Here is an 18,894-nt window from a genome sequence, read left to right on the forward strand (position 1 = left end):
GTTCGCCTGTTGTTAAGACCGAAGATGGGGTGAATGAACGAATGAATCTTATTTTGATGGGTTTACCTGGCGCTGGTAAAGGAACTCAGGCTGAGCGTATTGTCGAGAAATATGAGATCCCTCATATTTCAACGGGTGATATGTTCAGAACTGCAATTAAAAACCAAACCAAGCTCGGTTTAGAAGCGAAATCTTACATGGATAAGGGAGAGCTTGTTCCAGATGAAGTAACGATTGGAATTGTGCGTGAACGCTTATCTGAGTCAGATTGTCAAAAGGGCTTCTTGCTAGACGGTTTTCCTCGAACAGTAGCACAAGCTGAAGCATTAGAAGAAATGCTCGATTCTATGGGTCGTAAGCTTGACTTCGTTCTAAATGTTGAAGTTCCTGTTGAACTTTTGCTTGAGCGCCTAACAGGTCGTCGCGTCTCTCCAACGACAGGAAGAACATATCATGTCTTATTTAACCCACCAAAGGTTGAAGGCAAATGTGATGTCGATGGTAGTGAATTAGTTCAACGTGATGACGATAAACCCGAAACTGTTAAGAAAAGGTTAGAAGTTAACCAACAACAAGCTAAGCCGCTCTATGATTTCTATTCAGAGAAAGGGTATCTCAAGAACGTCAATGGCGATCAAGATATCAATGAAGTTTTTGCAAATATTGATTCATTGCTGAAAGGGATTCATGCATGATCATTTGTAAAACGGAACGAGAATTAGAAATCATGAGGGAAGCTGGTAAGATTGTTGCTCTGACACATCAAGAGTTAAAGCAGCATATTCAACCCGGTATATCTACTAAGGAATTGGATGGGATTGCAGAGAAGTTGATTCGTTCACATGGTGCAACACCCTCATTCAAAGGTTATAATGGATTTACTGGTAGCATCTGCGCTTCGGTAAATGAGGAATTGGTGCACGGTATTCCTGGTAAGCGAGTGCTTAAAGAAGGTGACATCATTAGTATTGACATTGGTGCAAAGCTAAATGGCTATCATGGAGATTCAGCTTGGACCTATGCCGTTGGCGACATTACTGAAAAAGATCAAGAACTATTAGAAGTGACGGAAACGTCTTTGTATCAAGGCCTTGATCAAGCAAAAGCTGGCGCGCGATTGTCTGATATCTCTCATGCGATTCAATCCTATGCAGAGCCATTAGGTTATTCAATTGTACGTGAGTATGTCGGGCACGGTGTTGGGCAAGACTTACATGAGGATCCACAAATTCCTCATTATGGTCCACCTGGGAAAGGTCCACGTTTAAAGCCGGGTATGGTGTTAGCGATTGAGCCGATGATTAATGCTGGAACCAGGTACGTACGCACACTTTCTGATCAGTGGACAGTTGTTACGGTTGACGGAAAGAATTGTGCGCACTTTGAGCATACAATTGCAATCACAGAATCAGGGTATGAGATTTTAACAAAAGCTTAAATGTAGGTGATGGTATTTATGAATGACTCTGGTCCAAGTCCAGAGCTTGGTCGAATCGTACTTATTAAGAAAGGTCGTGACCAAGGGCAGTTTGGTATCATTGTTGAATTGGTCGATGATCGCTTTGTTGGTATCGCAAACGGTGATACTCGTAAGGTTGACCGTGTCAAAAGGAAAAACCTCAATCACCTTGAGCTCGTTGATTATATTGCTGATGAAGTACGCAATAGCTTTGTAGAGACAGGACGTGTTACTAATGGAAAGTTACGGTATGCAATTACAAACTTTCTTGAGCAACACTCTGATTTACTGAAGGAAGGAGAGTAAATCCATGGCAAAAGAAGATGTTATCGAGGTAGAAGGAACGGTTATTGAACCTCTTCCAAATGCAATGTTTCGTGTTGAATTAGAAAATGGTCATAAGATTCTTGCCCATGTTTCTGGTAAAATTAGAATGCACTTTATTCGTATTTTACCAGGTGATAAGGTGACAGTGGAGTTATCACCTTATGATTTAACACGTGGACGAATCACATATCGATATAAATAAATTGTTACGCTGATTGTATAATCAGACGACTCCGTACTAAATAGGAGGTAAAAAAAATGAAGGTAAGACCATCAGTCAAGCCTATTTGTGAGAAGTGTAAGGTTATCCGTCGTAAGGGTACGGTTATGGTTATTTGTGAAAACCCTAAGCACAAACAAAAACAAGGTTAATTTACAAGGAGGTGCGCATACATGGCACGTGTTGCAGGTGTTGATATTCCTCGTGATAAGCGCGTTGTAATTTCACTTACGTACGTATTTGGAATTGGTAAAGCAACAGCTTCTCAAGTTCTTGCTCAAGCAGGTGTTTCTGAGGATACTCGTGTACGTGACTTAACAGAAGAAGAGTTAGGACGTATTCGTGAAGCAGTAGAAGGTCAAACAGTAGAAGGAGATCTTCGTCGTGAAGTTTCTCTAAATATTAAGCGTCTAATTGAAATTGGTTCATATCGTGGTATCCGCCATCGTCGTGGGTTACCAGTACGTGGCCAAAATTCTAAGAACAATGCTCGTACACGTAAAGGTCCTCGTCGTACGGTAGCAAATAAGAAGAAGTAGGAAAGGAGGTAGCATAATAAATGGCTAAGAAAACGAATACTCGTCCAAAGCGTCGTCAACGTAAAAATATCGAATCTGGTATTGCTCACATTCGTTCTACTTTTAACAACACAATTGTGACAATTACAGATCCACACGGTAATGCTATTTCTTGGGCAAGTGCTGGCGCGCTAGGGTTCAAAGGCTCTCGTAAATCAACTCCATTCGCTGCACAAATGGCTGCTGAAGCTGCTGCAAAAACAGCGATGGAACATGGCATGAAAGTAATTGAGGTTACTGTTAAAGGTCCTGGTGCTGGTCGTGAGGCAGCAATCCGTTCTTTACAAGCTGTTGGACTTGAAGTAAACATGATCAAAGATGTTACTCCGGTTCCGCACAACGGTTGCCGTCCACCAAAACGTCGTAGAGTGTAACCTGACACATATTGTATAGAATCTTCTAATTTGTCTATAATGGATAGAGCGATAATCGTCCGTTAGAAGATTAGTATCATGCAAAGGAATTGCCGACTGGATCACCGGTCAGGCAATCCCTGCAAGTCTACCGGAGTTCGACGTTTTGAAGGAGGGTTTGTTAATGATTGAAATCGAAAAGCCAAATATTGAAGCGGTTGAAATAAGTGAAGACGCAAAGTATGGAAAATTTGTAGTTGAGCCACTCGAAAGAGGTTACGGGACAACACTAGGTAACTCCTTACGTCGTATTCTACTTTCTTCTTTACCTGGCGCCGCTGTTTCAACGGTTCAAATTGACTCGGTCTTACATGAATTCTCAACCATTGAAGGGGTTGTAGAGGATGTAACGACGATCATCTTGAATGTAAAGAACCTTGCCCTGAAGATCTATTCTGAAGAGGAAAAGACTTTAGAAATTGATGTTCAAGGTGAAGGGGTCGTAACAGCAGCAGACATTACTCATGATAGTGATGTTGAAATCTTAAATCCAGACTTACACATTGCAACGTTAGCAAAAGGAGCTCATTTGCATATGCGTTTGACGGCTCAGCGTGGTCGTGGTTATGTGTTAGCAGAAGGGAATAAGAGAGACGATCAACCTATCGGAGTTCTTCCTGTTGATGCCATTTACACACCTGTTTCTCGTGTGAATTATCAAGTTGAGAATACGCGCGTCGGTCAAGTGACCAACTATGACAAACTAACTCTTGATGTCTGGACTGACGGAAGCATTCGCCCTGAAGAGGCTGTTTCACTTGGGGCAAAAATCTTGACTGAGCATTTGAATATCTTTGTAGGATTAACTGATCAAGCGCAAAATGCTGAGATTATGGTTGAAAAAGAGGAAGATCAAAAAGAGAAAGTTCTTGAAATGACGATTGAAGAGCTCGATCTATCTGTTCGTTCTTATAACTGTTTAAAGCGTGCTGGCATCAATACGGTGCAAGAGCTTACTCATAAATCGGAAGAAGATATGATGAAAGTGCGTAACCTTGGTCGTAAATCTTTAGAAGAAGTTCAAGAGAAATTAGGAGAACTTGGTTTAGCCCTTCGCAATGAAGAATAAGCTAAGTCACATAGTGAATTGTAATAGTGACAAAGGAGGGGAATTTACATGGCATATGCAAAATTAGGTCGTGATAGTGCTGGTCGTAAGGCGTTGTTCCGTGACCTTGCTACGGATCTTATTATTAATGAGCGCATTGAAACAACAGAAGCAAAAGCAAAAGAGCTTCGTTCAATCGTAGAGAAAATGATCACTCTTGGTAAGCGTGGAGATCTTCATGCTCGTCGTCAAGCAGCTGCATTCATTCGTAAAGAAGTGGCGAATGAAGAGTCTGGTCAAGATGCTGTACAAAAGCTATTCTCAGACATCGCACCACGCTTTGAAGACCGTCAAGGTGGATACACTCGCATTTTGAAAGTCGGTCCTCGTCGTGGAGATGGTGCACCGATGGCTATTATCGAGCTTGTTGAAAAAGGTGAATAAGTAACGTGATTTTAAAGGGCAAATCAGATCCGGGCTATTACGCTCTGACACTGGGCCCTTTTTTTGATAGATATGAAAGTATTAAATGCAAGATACTTCATCAAGGAGGAAGTAAGCGAATTTGCAGGGGGCGTCGGTCTCGCTCGTTACAGGCATGTATGATCGAACTGCATTTTCATAAATGCTCACCCCCCTAGCACGACAGACAGAAGAAAAGTCTGCTTTCAGTCTCTCAGATGGAGTGGAGAGTGGATGGACGGAAGGGGTATAGGTCCGTACTGTGTGCGGTTCCTCATTCCTTTATTTTTCCTCTATTTCGCTTTTGCGTGTCGTTACGGTTCCTCATTCCTTTATTTTGGCTTTTATCACTCGTCTTGTCCTTCCTTTGTTTAAATAGCGGAATGAGGATTCCCGTTAACTCTCATGCAGCTAGTTTTCCTCAATATAGAGGAACGAGGATTCCCTTTGTCTTTTGTGCGCTCATTCCGTTGGACAGCAGAGAAGGTGGGAGTAGACGGGGTTGGACTGTATACGGTTTTTTTGGCTTTTTGAACGCTTTCTCCTCGCTTAGAAAGTATTCAAAAGGGAATCTATAAAGTTAAAATTAAACTTTTTCAGAAAGAATCTTGCTTTTATAAAAACTTAAACCCGTTGTAACGGCTCCACGCAACGCTTCCAAGAAAAGTCCGCTAACTCGGTGTTTCTTGAAGCTCTAGTTTTGTTGGTTGTATAGTTGAACACTATGGAAAAAGGTGTTGGTCGGTTTGTCGAGTTTACTTGCAATGAAGGATGTTTTTTTCCGGTATCAAGATGAAGCACCATGGACGTTACAAGCGATGAATGTAACAGTAGAAAAAGGTGAATGGCTGACGATTGTTGGGCGTAATGGCTCGGGGAAGTCAACGTTTGCTAAGCTACTAAATGGACTTCTTCTCCCCACTGAAGGTGAAGTGATCGTCGACGGATGTAATACGAAGAATGAGCAAGCTTTGTTTCCAATCAGGCAAAGGGTTGGAATGGTCTTTCAAAACCCTGATAACCAGTTTGTTGCGACAACGGTGGAGGATGATATCGCATTTGGCCTTGAAAATATGGGAATAGAACCTGATGAGATGAAGGCGCGTATTGAGAAATATGCCTCCTTAACAGGAACCCAACATTTGCTTAAGGAAGAGCCTCATCGCTTATCAGGAGGTCAAAAGCAACGAGTCGCGATAGCAGGAGTTGCAGCGATGGAGCCAGAATTAATTGTATTTGATGAAGCCACGTCTATGCTCGATCCCTCGGGACGTGAAGAAGTGTTGACTACGATTAAAAATCTTCAACAACAAGGCTCTGCAATTGTGACGATTACACATTACATGGAAGAAGCGTTACAGAGTGATCGAGTTGTGTTGATTCAAGAAGGTCAAGTGATGGTCGATGAGGATCCGCTATCCTTTTTCGAAAAAACGGATCGAATTCGTGAAGCGGGCTTAACGGTACCACCGCTTATCGCATTGCAGCATCAATTACGGGAAAGAGGCATTCCACTTCAGCGTCTTTTCTTGAAGGAAGAGGAGTTGATGGAGCAGTTATGGATATTGTCTTCAACAACGTAAGTCATATATATATGCGTAATACACCGTTTGAGAAGTATGCATTAAAGGATATTAAGGTTACGATTCCATCACGCTCATTTACGGCGATTATCGGAGCAACAGGCTCTGGGAAATCAACGTTAACTCAGCATATTAATGGGCTCCTAACGCCTTCAAAGGGGACGGTCCAGATTGGATCACATCACATCACTCGAAAAGTGCGACGAGATATGAGGGCTTTACGTCAGGATGTTGGCTATATCTTTCAATATCCAGAGCATCAACTGTTTGAGGAAACTGTTGAGAAAGATATTTGCTTTGGACCGCTTAATTTTGATGTTTCTGAAACGATTGCCAAGCGAAAGGCGCATGAGATGATTGAATTAGTCGGGTTATCTAAGGATATTCTCCAAAGGTCTCCTTTTGAATTAAGTGGGGGCCAAATGCGCCGTGTGGCGATTGCGGGAGTGTTGGCAAGCGAACCAAAGGTGATCGTCCTTGATGAGCCAACAGCAAGTCTTGATCCGATTGGGAGAGAAGAAATGATGACGTTATTTACAACGTATCAAAAGGAGCATGAGGCGACGATCGTGCTTGTGACCCATCAAATGGAGGAGGTCGCTCAGTATGCTGATCACGTAATCGTGATGAACAAAGGTGAAATAGCGATGCAAGGGACACCTTCAGAAGTCTTTTCACAAAGCGACATGCTTTCTGCGATCGGCTTACATCCCCCACCTATCATGAAGCTTGGGCATCAGTTTAAGAGGCGATTTAACTTGGACGAGTGGCCAACGGTATTTGATGAAGGTGAGCTAGCAGAGCATATGGCGGCATTTCTTCTTTCAGGGAGGGAGAAATGATGTTTCAACATATTTTGATTGGTCAATATTTCCCGGGACAGTCGATTGTCCATCGCCTTGATGCAAGAGCGAAATTACTTGCTGTCATGATCTTAGTGGTTGTGATCTTCCTAGCGCGAAATTGGCTTTCCTTAGGGATCATCTGCTTCTTACTATTTGTTCTCGTTCTACTATCAAGAATTACTATTTCTTATATTTGGCGTGCGATGAAGCCGATTTTATTATTAGTTATCATTTTATTTCTTATTCAGTTATATACGTACCGAGATGGTGCTGTGATCGTAGGGGATGGAATTTATACGATTACGGAGGAAGGACTTACTCAAGGTGCAATGATTGCGATAAGGCTGCTCGCCCTCATATTAGTGACGTCCTTGCTTACATTAACGACAAAGCCGATTGTGTTAACAGATGGATTAGAGTACTTGTTACGCCCGTTCGAACGGGTGAAGCTACCATCTCATGAGTTAGCCCTTATGATTACGATTGCAATTCGTTTTGTTCCGACATTACTCCAAGAAACAGAGAGACTATTGAAGGCGCAATTCGCCAGAGGAGTGAGCTATCGTTATGGCCCTTGGAAAAAAAGAATGACAGCCCTTGTTGCTTTGCTTGTCCCCTTGTTCGTGCACTCCTTTAAGCGTGCTGAGGATTTAGCGACAGCGATGGAAGCACGAGCATACCGTGGTGGAGAAGGGCGAACGAAATACCGTGCGTTACAATGGTGTGTACGAGATACGGTCGCGTTAGTCGTTGTGATAATTATTTCTGGCGTTATTGTCTATTTACGATATGAATAAAGGGTGTGAAAGGATGCAGCGTGTAGCATGTCTTGTTTCATATGATGGTACGAACTTCTCTGGTTATCAAGTCCAACCTCGTAAGCGAACGGTGCAACTTGAACTTGAACGTGCTCTGACGAAGCTACATAAAGGTCAAGAAATAAAGGTGACCTCCTCTGGGCGAACAGATGCAGGTGTACATGCGATTGGACAAGTGATTCATTTTGATACATCCTTACAGATTCCTCTGGAGCGTTGGCCAAACGCCTTCAATGCTTGTTTGCCTAATGATATTCACATTCATGAGGTAAGGTCAGTTGAACCGCAATTTCATGCGCGGTTTGATACAGTGGGAAAGGAATATCGCTATCGCATGCTGCTTAAGAAGCAAGGTGATGTATTTCGTCGTCATTATACACATACGATCGAGCGTGATATTAATATGGAGAGGATGAAGTGTGCGGCTCAATATTTAGTGGGAACGCATGATTTCTCTTCCTTTTGTGCAGCCAATACAGATGTCACAGATAAAGTGCGCGAAGTAACGGCAATCGAGCTTTGGAAGGACAGGGACGAGGTTATTTTCAGCTTCAAGGGCAGTGGCTTCTTGTATAATATGGTGCGAATTATGGTCGGAACACTACTAGAGGTTGGCTATGGAAATTTGTCGTCTGAGGGTGTCGCTCAAATATTGGCAGCACAAGATCGAACGAAAGCAAGCAAAACCGCGCCAGCTCAAGGTTTATATCTTTGGAAGGTAGATTATCCGAATCTCGTCTTTCATCATAATAAAAACAACGAATCCTAGTGTAACATTGTATTGACATTGGATATTGAATATTATATGATGGTAGATGGTAATTCCAAAAACCCACTAGCCCCGGGTTCCGGAACGATACTATAGACATGGATATGTAAAGCTTTTTTTAGTTTGTACAGGTAAATTGAAAGTGATTGTTTATTAGGAGGGTAAATTATGCGTACAACATATATGGCAAAGCCAAACGAAGTTGAGCGTAAATGGTATGTCGTCGACGCAGAAGGTCAAACACTTGGTCGTCTTGCTTCTGAAGTAGCATCCATTCTTCGCGGTAAGCACAAGCCAACATTCACACCACACGTTGATACAGGTGATCACGTGATCGTGATAAATGCTGAGAAGATTGAATTAACAGGAAATAAATTAAATGACAAGATTTATTACCGTCATTCACTTCACCCAGGTGGTTTGAAGAAGACGACAGCTGGAGATATGCGCGCGAACAAGCCTGTGCGTATGCTTGAGCTAGCAATCAAAGGCATGCTTCCAAAGAATACACTTGGACGCGCTCAAGGAATGAAGCTACACGTATATGCAGGTAGCGAACACAAACATCAAGCTCAAAAACCAGAAGCATATGAACTTCGTGGTTAATCGATAGGAGGGTATTATTTTGGCACAAGTACAATATTATGGTACAGGTCGTCGTAAGCATTCAGTTGCTCGTGTACGCTTACTGCCAGGCGATGGACGTATCGTGATTAACGGTCGTGAACTAGATGAATACTTTGGTCTTGAAACACTTAAGCTTATTGTTAAGCAACCACTAGTAGAACTTGGCGTAGAAGGTCAATATGACGTTCTTGTTAATGTTGATGGTGGAGGTTACACAGGTCAAGCTGGCGCAATCCGTCACGGTGTAGCACGTGCGCTACTTCAAGTAGACCCTGATAACCGTCCAGCTCTTAAATCAGCTGGATTCTTAACTCGTGATGCACGTATGAAAGAGCGTAAGAAATACGGTCTTAAAGCAGCACGTCGTGCACCTCAGTTCTCAAAACGTTAATATCCTTGTTATATCAACGTTCAGCCCTCTTTGCTCGTATGGAGCAGGGAGGGCTTTTTCATGACCCGATGTGGAATTGAATACCCTTTGAATACCTCGAGTTAAAATGTCATGTACTTATGGAACATCTCAGCCGTTTTCTCCTTCGCTTCATCGGTCACATGAGTGTAAATATCCATCGTGGTTTGAATATCCTTATGACCTAGTCGTGCTTGTACATCTTTGATAGAAGCTCCAGCTGCAAACAACAAACTGGCATGTGTATGCCTAAAAGCGTGAACATTTACTTGTGGTAGCTTTGGGTTCTTTTGAAAGATCCGCTCCAACTTTTCATTCAAGTAAGCAAGTCGACAATAATCCATTTCATGTTTTAACTGATTATAGACTGTAAAGATGGGTTGCTGATCATCAGATTGAAATGAAGAGGAAAGCTCTAACGTCAGATAGCGCTGTATTTGCTTGCTACGCCATTTCTTTAAGATCGCCAGAGTTTCATCGTCTACGCTAACCTTACGCCGGGAGGACTTTGTTTTTGATGTCTGGAGTTGCTTTTTGCCACTAGTGTGAATCAACGTCTTTTTCAAGCTGATCGTCTTATGATGGAAGTCCACGTCCGACCAATGCAGGGCGTATAGTTCCCCCTTACGTGCTCCTGTGAAGGCAAGTAGACGAAACATGGTATAAGACATGTCTTCCCCTTGAATCGTCTCCAGGAAGTTCCTAAGCTCGTCTCGCGTGTAGTAATACTTTTTCTCTTCCAGTTCTGCAGGATATTCCATCTCATGTTTAAGTTTCGGGAGCGTAACATAATCCATCGGATTACGCTTAATAATGTACATTTTCATGGCATATCGGAAGACCGGTTTGCTTGTACCTTATAATCCTTGAAGGTTTTAAGCTCTTGGGCCCAAACGTTGATAGCTTTTTGACAATGAGAACGGGTTATGCTTTTCATTTTGTAAGGACCGAAGAATGGGAGAATCCTATGGAATTTACTCTCCAGCGCATAAACCGTAGTTGGTTTTAATTCTCTACGATGCTGTTTAAACCATTCCTCAAAAACTTACTGGAAGGTCATCTGTTCATTTTGGCGGAGACCGAGTTCGTCGACTTCCACTAATAGTTTAGATAGAGCAACCTTTGCTTCCTTTTTTGTTTTGAATCCTTGACGTGTGGTCCGCTTTTTCTTTCCGGTGAGAGGATCTTTACTGAGATACGCAATAAAAGACGTTACCTTGGATAGGTTATCCGTTCTTTTATAGAAAAGGCGTAACGATTGAATATTACTACTTGTTACGCCTTTTTCACTTAGTCTTGGTATTAAACAAATACAACCACAACCACTTAATTAGTAGTTACATTATTTTAAAAAATTATATCTGTATCTAAACGAGCTTTTACGCGTTCTCTTTTTTAATACATGATTTTCTTTCAATGAGCTCCGTATCGATAAAAATCTTCATTTTATCATCTTCTTTATTATCGATTTCTCTAATAAGCTTTTCGACAGCAAGTGCTGCGATTTTGTCTTTTTTTACATGAATTGTAGTCAATTCAGGACTTACAATTTGAGACTCAACGATATTATCGAAACCAATTACAGATAGATCAACTGGAACGTTTATGTTTAATTCGTTAAGAGATTTTATAACACTAATAGCCATATAGTCAGACTCACAAAATATTGCAGTAGGTAAGTTACCTTTTAATTCTAAAATAGATTCTTTAAACTCTTCGTGTACAGAGATATCGGTAGGTGACATTTGGAATGTATGTTCAGGTTTGATAGTTAGGTTATTTTCTAGTATCGCTTTTTGAAAGCCTTTTTTCCTCATATCGAAATTGTACATACTGTAACTAGATTCAACGTAGCCAATTTCTTTATGTCCTAATTTTATTAGGTATTCTCCTGCCTGGTATGCCCCAAAGACATTATTCATAAGGATAAAGTTAATATCTAAAGTTTCGTAGCAAGTATCTAGAACAATTAGATTAGGTTGTGTATCTGCAACTGTCTTGATTTGTTCTTCCGTTAAGTTAGTTCCAAGAAGTATAATACCAGAAGAACGTTGCTGCTTCTCCAGATTTACGATTTCCTGTTCCAGTGAATTAACATTAATGGAGGAAATGATTAACGAATATCCTTTCGATTTCATTGACTGATCTATATTGTTAATTAATTCCATGAAAAAGGACTGGGAATGATATTGTTCTGTAATAATTCCAGTATGAGTGCATGCAACAAAACGGAAAATCTTTGACTTGTTATTGTTCTGTCCCTTTGAAAATGGCTTTAGAGTATACCCGTTCTCCTCTGCAATTCTTAAAATTCTTTCCCTTGTTTCTTGACTAACCCCGGGCTTTCCATTTAATGCCAATGAAACTGCAGATTTGGAAACAGAGGCAATCTTCGCAATATCATCTATTTTCATTTATACCAACCGCCTTCATAAATGTTTATTTTAAAAAAAGGATCTATGTAATATTAGTTTAGTTATTAAGTTTAGTTGTGTCAATCTAATCGAAAATTAAGATTCACAAAGAGTTTATTTAGAAGTTTATATGAATTAAATAATTTAGTTTAGTAAAATTCAATAAACAAAAACTAAAAGAAAGCACTTACATTTATATTTTTCGATGTTTTTTTATATAAAAATGTTGACTTCTTTTTATTTAAGGTGTTAAAGTCTTCTTAAGAGGTACTTGACTTTTAAAAAAAAAGAAAATCAATTTCTGTTTGTTTAGTTTTAGTTTATGATATTGTTTAGTATAGGTTAGTAGGGGGAGTGAAATGAATAGGTTAAAATTAGGCTTTGCACCAACGAGGAGATTTGTATTTAGTAAAGAGGACGCGTATAAGCATAAAGAGTTAATCATAGAGAAAATAAAAAGCTTTGGGTTAAATATAGAAATTGTTGATTTAGAAGGAATTAATGAGGAAGGGCTCCTATATGACCGTTCTGATGAGGTGGCGATAGTAAATCGGTTTAGAGAGGGAGGGGTAGACGCTGTTTTTTTTCCGCATTGTAATTTTGGTACAGAAGATCTAGTTGCTAAGATAGCAAAAGCGATTGATAAACCTGTATTGATTTGGGGACCGAGAGATGAAGCTCCTCTTGAAAATGGAATGCGACTAAGGGACACACAGTGTGGAATATTTGCTACTGGAAAGGTACTTCGTAGGTTTAATGTACCGTTTACTTACATCACGAACAGTGCAGTAGATTCTGAAGTTTTCCAAAGAGGATTTAAAAACTTTATTGGAGCAGCAAATGTTGTAAAGCAATTTAAGCAACTGAGAATTCTCCAAATTTCAACTAGGCCATCTGATTTCTGGTCTGTTATTTGTAACGAAGGGGAGTTGTTAGAGAAGTTTGGAATTCAAATTTATCCGATAACTCTAGACCAAATAAAACAGAAAACGTTGGAAGTTGAAAATGAGAGAAGTGCAGAATTTGAGAAAGCGGTGAATCATATTAAAGAAACACTAGACTGGAGCTCTGTTGATGAAGAGCATGTTTATCGTATTGCAGCACTAAAAGTGGCGATGAAGCAATATGCGAAAGAAACGGGCTGTTCGGCTATTGCGATCCAGTGCTGGTCAACATTACAAGATATTATTGGAATTATGCCGTGTCTGGCCAATGCGATCTTAACTGATGAACAAATCCCAGTAACCTGCGAAACGGATATCCATGGTGCGATAACATCGATTATGGTGCAAGCAGCGACCTTAAATACTGTACCGACATTCTTCGCAGATATTACCATTCGACATCCGGAAAATCCGAATGGAGAGTTATTATTCCACTGTGGGAATTTTCCTGTTTCGTTGAGTGTAGAAGAAAAACCAAGACTAGAAAAGCATTTCTTGTTTGAAGATCACTCTCCAGGTACACATGAAGGGGAAGTGAAAGGTGGAGAAATGACCATTGCTCGCTTCGATGGGGATCATGGAGAGTACTCTATTTTTCTAGGAAAAGCTAAGGGAATTGAAGGTCCGTATTCTAGGGGATCTTATGTATGGGTTGAAGTAAATGATTGGCCGTTATGGGAAGAGAAATTGGTTAAAGGACCATATATTCATCATTCTACTGGAATTCATGCCAATGTCATTCCTGTGATATATGAGGCATGTCAATATATTCCTGGGTTAACTCCAGATCCTGTGGATCCTGCAGAAGAAGAAATTCGTGCATGGTTACGTGGTAGTGACATTAATTATTAATTCTATGGAGGGACTTATATGACAGAGTTAAACCGTTTAAACCGTAAAGCAGTTGAAATAAGAAAATCTTTGCTTGAAATGATTTATGAAGCAGGCACTGGTCACACGGGATCGTCATTATCGAATACTGATATTTTAGTAGCTTTATATTATGGGGTGATGAAAATAGACCCGAACAACCCGAATTGGGAAGAGCGCGACCGTTATATTCAAAGTAAAGGTCACGCAGTTGAATCCTATTGGGCAGTATTAGCAGATAAAGGGTTCTTTCCTAAGGAGGAGTTGAAAACGTTCTCCAAATATAATTCTAGATTAATAGGGCATCCAAATAATAAGGTTCCAGGTGTCGAAATGAACACAGGGGCATTAGGACATGGTTTATCTGTATCTGTAGGTATGGCATTATCTGCCAAGATGGATAAAAAAACTATTAGAGTTTTCACTTTAATGGGGGATGGAGAATTAGCTGAAGGTTCAGTATGGGAAGCAGCGATGTCAGCGGCGCAGTATAAGCTTGATAACCTAATTGGAATCATCGATAGAAATCGATTACAGATTTCAGGTACTACAGATGATGTAATGAGCAATGAACCACTTGATAAAAAATGGGAAAGTTTTGGATGGCATGTTATTCAGGTAGACGGTAATGATGTAGGAGAATTAGTGAGAGTCTTTAATGAAGCACTACAAATCACTGGCAAGCTACAATCATTCTGGCTAATACGGTTAAAGGAAAGGGAATTTCAATAGCAGAAAATGTTGAAAGTTGGCACCATCATGTTCCAACGAAGGAAGAGTATAAAATAGCTATGCAAGAACTTTCTGAGCGATTGGAGGAATTAGCGTGAATAACGTAGCACTAAAGAAAAATGCTGAAAAGAATCAAATTGCAAATCGGAAAGTAATCAGTGATACATTATTAGATTTGGCGATGGAAAAGAAGGAAATACTTGTGTTAACTAGTGATTCCAGAGGGTCTGCTTCTATGGTTCCTTTCGGAGAAACACTACCTGAACAGTTAGTAGAAGTAGGGATTGCAGAACAAAACTTAGTCGGGGTATCTGCTGGGTTAGCTGCTTCTGGTAAGAAACCTTTTGTGGCTTCACCCGCTTGCTTTCTAAGCATGCGTAGTATTGAACAAATTAAAGTTGATATTGCTTATTCTGGAACGAATGTGAAATTGATTGGAATTAGTGGTGGTGTTAGTTACGGGGCGCTGGGTATGTCCCATCATTCCCTACAAGATTTAGCTGTTACGAGAGCGATACCTGGTTTACATGTAATGATGCCGGCTGATCGTCATGAAGCAAAGAAAATGATTGAAGCTTTAGTGGATTATCCTACTCCTGTTTATTTGAGGATTGGAAGAAACCCTGTGGAAGACTGTTATGTAAATGAGGATTATCGTTTTGTGATTGGGAAGGCGGTTACGATGCATGAGGGGGACGATCTAACCATTATTGCTATTGGTGAGACGGTGAGAGTTGCTCTTGATACGGCTTGTGTACTTAAAGCAGAGGGCTTTGAATGTAGAGTCCTTAATATGCATACGATTAAACCTTTAGATGAGGAAGCTATTATTAAAGCAGCTAGAGAAACGGATCGTATCATCACGATTGAAGAACATAGTATTTATGGTGGGCTTGGTTCAGCTGTGGCAGAGGTCGTCTCACAAAACCATCCTGTTCCAGTCCAGGTTATAGGTATTCCTGATGAACCAGCAGTAACGGGGAATACAAAAGAAGTGTTTGAACATTATGGTCTGAGTGCAGAGAATGTTTCAAGCATTGCAAAAAAGATGATAAGTAACTAGGAGGTTGCTGTTATGAATGATAGTTATATTCTAGCTATAGACCAAAGCACCTCTGGGACAAAGGCTCTTCTTGTAAATCGACAGGGTTCAATAATTGCAAAAGAGACAGCAATGCACAAACAAATATATCCTCAATCGGGTTGGGTAGAACATGACCCGATTGAGATATATGAAAATGTAAAGAAAGTAATCAATAAAATAGCTCGGTCCAATCATGAAATTATAGACAAAATGAAGACCCTTACAATAACGAATCAACGGGAGACAGTAGTTGTTTGGGATAAACAAACCGGCAAACCAGTTTACAATGCTATCGTCTGGCAATGTCGTAGAACGACCGCGGTATGTGAACGCTTAAAACAAGAGGGACATGAAGAGACGGTTCGTACGAAAACAGGATTAACAATCAATCCTTATTTCTCTGCATCAAAAGTAAAGTGGATTTTAGATAATGTTTCAGGAATAAGATCGCGTGCACAGAAAGGTGAACTTTTTCTTGGGACAATTGATAGTTGGTTAATTTGGAAACTTACACAAGGTAAGGTTCATGCCACAGATGTTACAAATGCGAGTAGAACACTGTTATTTAATATTAGGTCAATGAATTGGGATGAACAGTTACTTGAAATCTTTCAAATTCCGCAGTCAATGCTACCTGAAGTACAATCATCTGATACTTATTTTGGGTTAGTAGAAGATAGTGTTTTAAAAGTACCTCCAGTTTCCATATCAGGAGTAATAGGAGACTCGCAAGCGGCTTTATTTGCTCAGCGCTGTTTTGAAAAAGGGATGGCGAAAGCAACTTTTGGTACTGGAACTTCCGTAATGGTTTTTACAGATCAATTGGAAGATGTGAATGAAGGTTTAGTTACTTCTGTAGCTTGGGGATATTCCGGAAAGATTCATTATGCGTTAGAAGGAATCATCAATACAACAGGTGACATTATCCGTTGGATGAAAGATGATCTTACCTTATTTCATAGTTTTGAAGAAGCGGAGCGATTAGTGGGAAAGCTTGAGAATAATGGAGGAGTTTATTTAGTTCCTGCCTTTGTTGGATTAGGAGCACCTTACTGGAGTCCGAGTACACGAGCTGGAATTATAGGGATGAGTAGAAATACTAGTAAAGCTCACATTGTAAGAGCGGGACTTGAGAGCATTGTTTATCAGGTAAAAGATATTTTACAACTAATATATGAAGAAACAAATGTTGAGGTCAAAGAATTAAGAGTAGATGGTGGTGCAACAACAAATGTGTTTTTAATGCAATATCTTGCTGATGTACTTGGAATTAAAGTGATTGTTTCATCTGTTTCGGAGTTATCTGCTTTAGGGTCAGTCTATCTTGGGGGGTTAGGTACGGGTATATGGAATTCCGGGGGGGAAATCAGCAAACTCAATAGAGAAAAGCGGGTCTTTAAGCCGAAAATGAGTCAAAAAACTAGAGAAAAATACTATTCGGAATGGAAAAATGCTATTCAATCGTTATTAATATGAATCATTATTTTCTTGATTAAAATCTTATATTTAGATAATCTATCGGCTATAAATGATTTCGTATTAATTTTGTAAGCGCATTATTTCGATCTAGGTTTAAGTAAAAACCTACGTGTAATGATAGGGAATTTTCTATTTGGCTAATAATGATTCTTTAAAATCTAATCCATTATCAAAAATTGTTTCATTTATTTAAGGAATAATTGTTTGATATAAATTTAGAATATTCACAGAGATTATTCCGTTTTAGAACGAAGTATCACATTACTCTAGTATAAAAATAAGATTGGAGGACTGAAACATGAGTTACGAAAAACTTGCCAAGCAAATTGTTCAAGAGGTTGGAGGGAAAGAAAATATTCATAGTGTAATTCACTGTGTTACACGGTTAAGGTTCAAGCTTAAAGATGAATCTCTTGCGAATACAGAGGTTATAAAGGGCTTAGATGGGATCATGACTGTTATACAAAAAGGTGGGCAATACCAGGTAGTTATTGGTGATCATGTTCCGATTGTTTTTGCGGAAGTAACAAAATTAATTGGAAAAGATGTTTCTGAGGAAAGTGAATCTACTGATACATCTTCTGAAGAGAGAGGTAGTTTATTTAGTAAGTTTGTCTCACTCTTGTCAGGTATATTTATGCCTATAATGGGAGTATTGGCTGCCGCAGGTATCTTAAAAGGGTTTTTAGTTGCTTTAACCGTCCTTGGGTGGATGTCTGAAGATATGGGTGTCTATACAATCCTATTTACTGCTTCAGATGCTCTCTTTTACTTTTTACCGATTTTACTAGGTTTTACGGTAGGTAAGACATTTAACACAAATCCATTTATCACAGCTACTGTTGGGGCTTCCCTTGTTTATCCTACGATGATAGATATATATAATGCAGGTGAATCTTTAACTTTTCTTCAAATACCGGTTGTACTAATGAATTATACGCAGTCTGTTATTCCAATTATTCTTGCTGGATTTTTAGTAGCAAAATTTGAGAAAGTACTTCTTAAGGTTATTCCAAAAGCGTTGCAATTAATTTTTGTACCTTTATTTATTATAGTGACGATTGTTCCTATATCATTTATTGTAATTGGACCACTGTCTGTAAATGCAAGTCAATTATTAGCTGATGGGGCTATGGCTTTGTATAGTTTAAGTCCGGTAATTACAGGTCTGTTGCTTGCTGGAATTTGGCAAGTTGCAGTTATGTTTGGTCTTCACTGGGCGTTTATTCCGATTATGATCAATAATGTCTTTACTATCGGTTTCGACCCAATTAATGGCTTATTATACTGTACAGTTTTTGCCCAAACAGGCGCAGCTTTAGCCATTGTTTTCAGAGCAAAAGAAGCCAAACTAAAGTCCTTGTCAACAACAGCGACAATTTCAGGATTTCTAGGGATTACTGAGCCGGCTATCTATGGTGTAAACTTGCCACTTAAACGTCCATTTCTTTTCGGGTGTATAGGTGGAGGATTGGGTGGCGCAACGGCAGGTTTTTTCAGTGCAAGTATGTTTGGAGGCTTTGCATCTGGCGGTATCTTTGGTATACCGATGTTTATTAACCCTGAAGGTCTTTCATTACAATTTTATGGATTTACCTTATCGTTACTTGTGGCTTTAGTTACTGCATTTGTTTTAACTTACTTTTTTGGTTATAGTAGAGAGCTTGCGGTAAAGCAAATCGAAAAAAAGAGCGCATAAAATCCTTTTTAATAAGCAGAATTTCATAGTACTTTAACTATAAAGTGTAAATAGAAAGAGGGGATAGTTTAAAAAACTATCTTCTCTTGCTATTAAATAGGAGGGTGATTTCAT

At 39.8% G+C, this 18,894-nt stretch carries 23 protein-coding genes and 1 pseudogene; 20 read left to right on the forward strand and 4 right to left on the reverse strand.

What is annotated here, in order from left to right; all coding sequences use genetic code 11:
- The first annotated feature begins 41 nt into the window (after nt 1–41).
- The 15 genes from JCM9152_RS13500 to rpsI all read left to right on the forward strand — a co-directional run bounded on the left by JCM9152_RS13500 (nt 42) and on the right by rpsI (nt 9,540).
- Nucleotides 42–695, forward strand: coding sequence for an adenylate kinase (locus tag JCM9152_RS13500; protein ID WP_035345262.1), 654 nt, complete (start codon nt 42–44; stop codon nt 693–695).
- The gene (gene map / locus JCM9152_RS13505) at nt 692–1,438 is read left to right on the forward strand and encodes a type I methionyl aminopeptidase (protein WP_035345265.1); all 747 of its coding nucleotides are present in this window, start codon (nt 692–694) and stop codon (nt 1,436–1,438) included. Before JCM9152_RS13500 ends, map begins: the two co-directional genes overlap by 4 nt.
- 18 nt (nt 1,439–1,456) lie before the next feature.
- Nucleotides 1,457–1,765: a KOW domain-containing RNA-binding protein gene (locus tag JCM9152_RS13510; protein ID WP_035345268.1), complete on the forward strand. Its 309-nt coding sequence runs from the start codon at nt 1,457–1,459 to the stop codon at nt 1,763–1,765.
- A 4-nt stretch (nt 1,766–1,769) separates the two neighbouring features.
- Nucleotides 1,770–1,988: a translation initiation factor IF-1 gene (gene infA, locus JCM9152_RS13515; RefSeq protein ID WP_010896341.1), complete on the forward strand. Its 219-nt coding sequence runs from the start codon at nt 1,770–1,772 to the stop codon at nt 1,986–1,988.
- Between the two features lie 56 nt (nt 1,989–2,044).
- On the forward strand, nt 2,045–2,158 hold the full coding sequence (rpmJ, locus tag JCM9152_RS13520) for a 50S ribosomal protein L36 (RefSeq protein WP_003322638.1): 114 nt from the start codon (nt 2,045–2,047) through the stop codon (nt 2,156–2,158).
- A 21-nt stretch (nt 2,159–2,179) separates the two neighbouring features.
- Nucleotides 2,180–2,545 carry a 30S ribosomal protein S13 gene (rpsM, locus tag JCM9152_RS13525; protein ID WP_035345274.1) on the forward strand — a complete coding sequence of 122 codons (366 nt, stop codon included), beginning with the start codon at nt 2,180–2,182 and terminating at the stop codon, nt 2,543–2,545.
- Nucleotides 2,546–2,565: 20 nt separating this feature from the next.
- On the forward strand, nt 2,566–2,958 hold the full coding sequence (gene rpsK, locus JCM9152_RS13530; RefSeq protein WP_035345276.1) for a 30S ribosomal protein S11: 393 nt from the start codon (nt 2,566–2,568) through the stop codon (nt 2,956–2,958).
- 163 nt (nt 2,959–3,121) lie between these two features.
- Entirely contained in the window at nt 3,122–4,066 is a 945-nt protein-coding gene (locus JCM9152_RS13535; protein WP_035345279.1) for a DNA-directed RNA polymerase subunit alpha, read from the forward strand.
- Nucleotides 4,067–4,114: 48 nt separating this feature from the next.
- Entirely contained in the window at nt 4,115–4,489 is a 375-nt protein-coding gene (gene rplQ / locus JCM9152_RS13540; protein ID WP_035345281.1) for a 50S ribosomal protein L17, read from the forward strand.
- A gap of 764 nt (nt 4,490–5,253) precedes the next feature.
- Entirely contained in the window at nt 5,254–6,090 is an 837-nt protein-coding gene (locus JCM9152_RS13545) for an energy-coupling factor transporter ATPase (protein ID WP_148296510.1), read from the forward strand.
- Nucleotides 6,066–6,932 carry an energy-coupling factor transporter ATPase gene (locus JCM9152_RS13550; protein ID WP_035345284.1) on the forward strand — a complete coding sequence of 289 codons (867 nt, stop codon included), beginning with the start codon at nt 6,066–6,068 and terminating at the stop codon, nt 6,930–6,932. Before JCM9152_RS13545 ends, JCM9152_RS13550 begins: the two co-directional genes overlap by 25 nt.
- Complete coding sequence (locus tag JCM9152_RS13555; protein ID WP_035345287.1) at nt 6,932–7,732, forward strand: energy-coupling factor transporter transmembrane component T family protein; 801 nt, start codon at nt 6,932–6,934, stop codon at nt 7,730–7,732. Before JCM9152_RS13550 ends, JCM9152_RS13555 begins: the two co-directional genes overlap by 1 nt.
- A gap of 13 nt (nt 7,733–7,745) precedes the next feature.
- Nucleotides 7,746–8,522 (forward strand): tRNA pseudouridine(38-40) synthase TruA, encoded by a 777-nt coding sequence (gene truA, locus JCM9152_RS13560; protein WP_035345290.1) that lies wholly within the window; start codon nt 7,746–7,748, stop codon nt 8,520–8,522.
- Nucleotides 8,523–8,690: 168 nt separating this feature from the next.
- A complete protein-coding gene (gene rplM / locus JCM9152_RS13565; protein ID WP_035345293.1) occupies nt 8,691–9,128 on the forward strand; it encodes a 50S ribosomal protein L13 in 438 nt (145 codons plus the stop codon).
- A gap of 19 nt (nt 9,129–9,147) precedes the next feature.
- On the forward strand, nt 9,148–9,540 hold the full coding sequence (gene rpsI, locus JCM9152_RS13570) for a 30S ribosomal protein S9 (protein ID WP_035345296.1): 393 nt from the start codon (nt 9,148–9,150) through the stop codon (nt 9,538–9,540).
- A gap of 101 nt (nt 9,541–9,641) precedes the next feature.
- Here the strand turns inward: rpsI and JCM9152_RS23355 are convergent, their stop codons facing one another.
- The 4 genes from JCM9152_RS23355 to JCM9152_RS13580 form a co-directional block, all read right to left on the reverse strand.
- Entirely contained in the window at nt 9,642–10,229 is a 588-nt protein-coding gene (locus JCM9152_RS23355) for a site-specific integrase (RefSeq protein WP_235715717.1), read from the reverse strand.
- Nucleotides 10,230–10,381: 152 nt separating this feature from the next.
- Nucleotides 10,382–10,543, reverse strand: coding sequence for a tyrosine-type recombinase/integrase (locus tag JCM9152_RS23360; RefSeq protein ID WP_235715718.1), 162 nt, complete (start codon nt 10,541–10,543; stop codon nt 10,382–10,384).
- A gap of 60 nt (nt 10,544–10,603) precedes the next feature.
- Complete coding sequence (locus tag JCM9152_RS24120; RefSeq protein WP_369384565.1) at nt 10,604–10,870, reverse strand: Arm DNA-binding domain-containing protein; 267 nt, start codon at nt 10,868–10,870, stop codon at nt 10,604–10,606.
- A gap of 67 nt (nt 10,871–10,937) precedes the next feature.
- Nucleotides 10,938–11,972 (reverse strand): LacI family DNA-binding transcriptional regulator, encoded by a 1,035-nt coding sequence (locus JCM9152_RS13580; protein WP_035345299.1) that lies wholly within the window; start codon nt 11,970–11,972, stop codon nt 10,938–10,940.
- A gap of 359 nt (nt 11,973–12,331) precedes the next feature.
- Between JCM9152_RS13580 and JCM9152_RS13585 the strand changes: the two genes are divergently transcribed.
- The 5 genes and pseudogenes from JCM9152_RS13585 to JCM9152_RS13605 all read left to right on the forward strand — a co-directional run bounded on the left by JCM9152_RS13585 (nt 12,332) and on the right by JCM9152_RS13605 (nt 18,780).
- Nucleotides 12,332–13,768 carry an L-fucose/L-arabinose isomerase family protein gene (locus tag JCM9152_RS13585; RefSeq protein ID WP_035345302.1) on the forward strand — a complete coding sequence of 479 codons (1,437 nt, stop codon included), beginning with the start codon at nt 12,332–12,334 and terminating at the stop codon, nt 13,766–13,768.
- Nucleotides 13,769–13,786: 18 nt separating this feature from the next.
- Nucleotides 13,787–14,616: pseudogene (locus tag JCM9152_RS13590) on the forward strand (transketolase).
- On the forward strand, nt 14,613–15,581 hold the full coding sequence (locus tag JCM9152_RS13595) for a transketolase family protein (protein WP_081728049.1): 969 nt from the start codon (nt 14,613–14,615) through the stop codon (nt 15,579–15,581). Before JCM9152_RS13590 ends, JCM9152_RS13595 begins: the two are co-directional and overlap by 4 nt.
- Before the next feature lie 12 nt (nt 15,582–15,593).
- Complete coding sequence (gene glpK / locus JCM9152_RS13600; RefSeq protein ID WP_035345305.1) at nt 15,594–17,078, forward strand: glycerol kinase GlpK; 1,485 nt, start codon at nt 15,594–15,596, stop codon at nt 17,076–17,078.
- A 301-nt stretch (nt 17,079–17,379) separates the two neighbouring features.
- Nucleotides 17,380–18,780, forward strand: a complete 1,401-nt coding sequence (locus JCM9152_RS13605; protein WP_052015957.1) for a PTS transporter subunit EIIC — start codon at nt 17,380–17,382, stop codon at nt 18,778–18,780.
- Nucleotides 18,781–18,894 lie beyond the last annotated feature (114 nt).

This window comes from Halalkalibacter hemicellulosilyticusJCM 9152, from assembly GCF_000513115.1.
Taxonomy (GTDB): Bacteria; Bacillota; Bacilli; order Bacillales; family Bacillaceae_D; genus Halalkalibacter; species Halalkalibacter hemicellulosilyticus.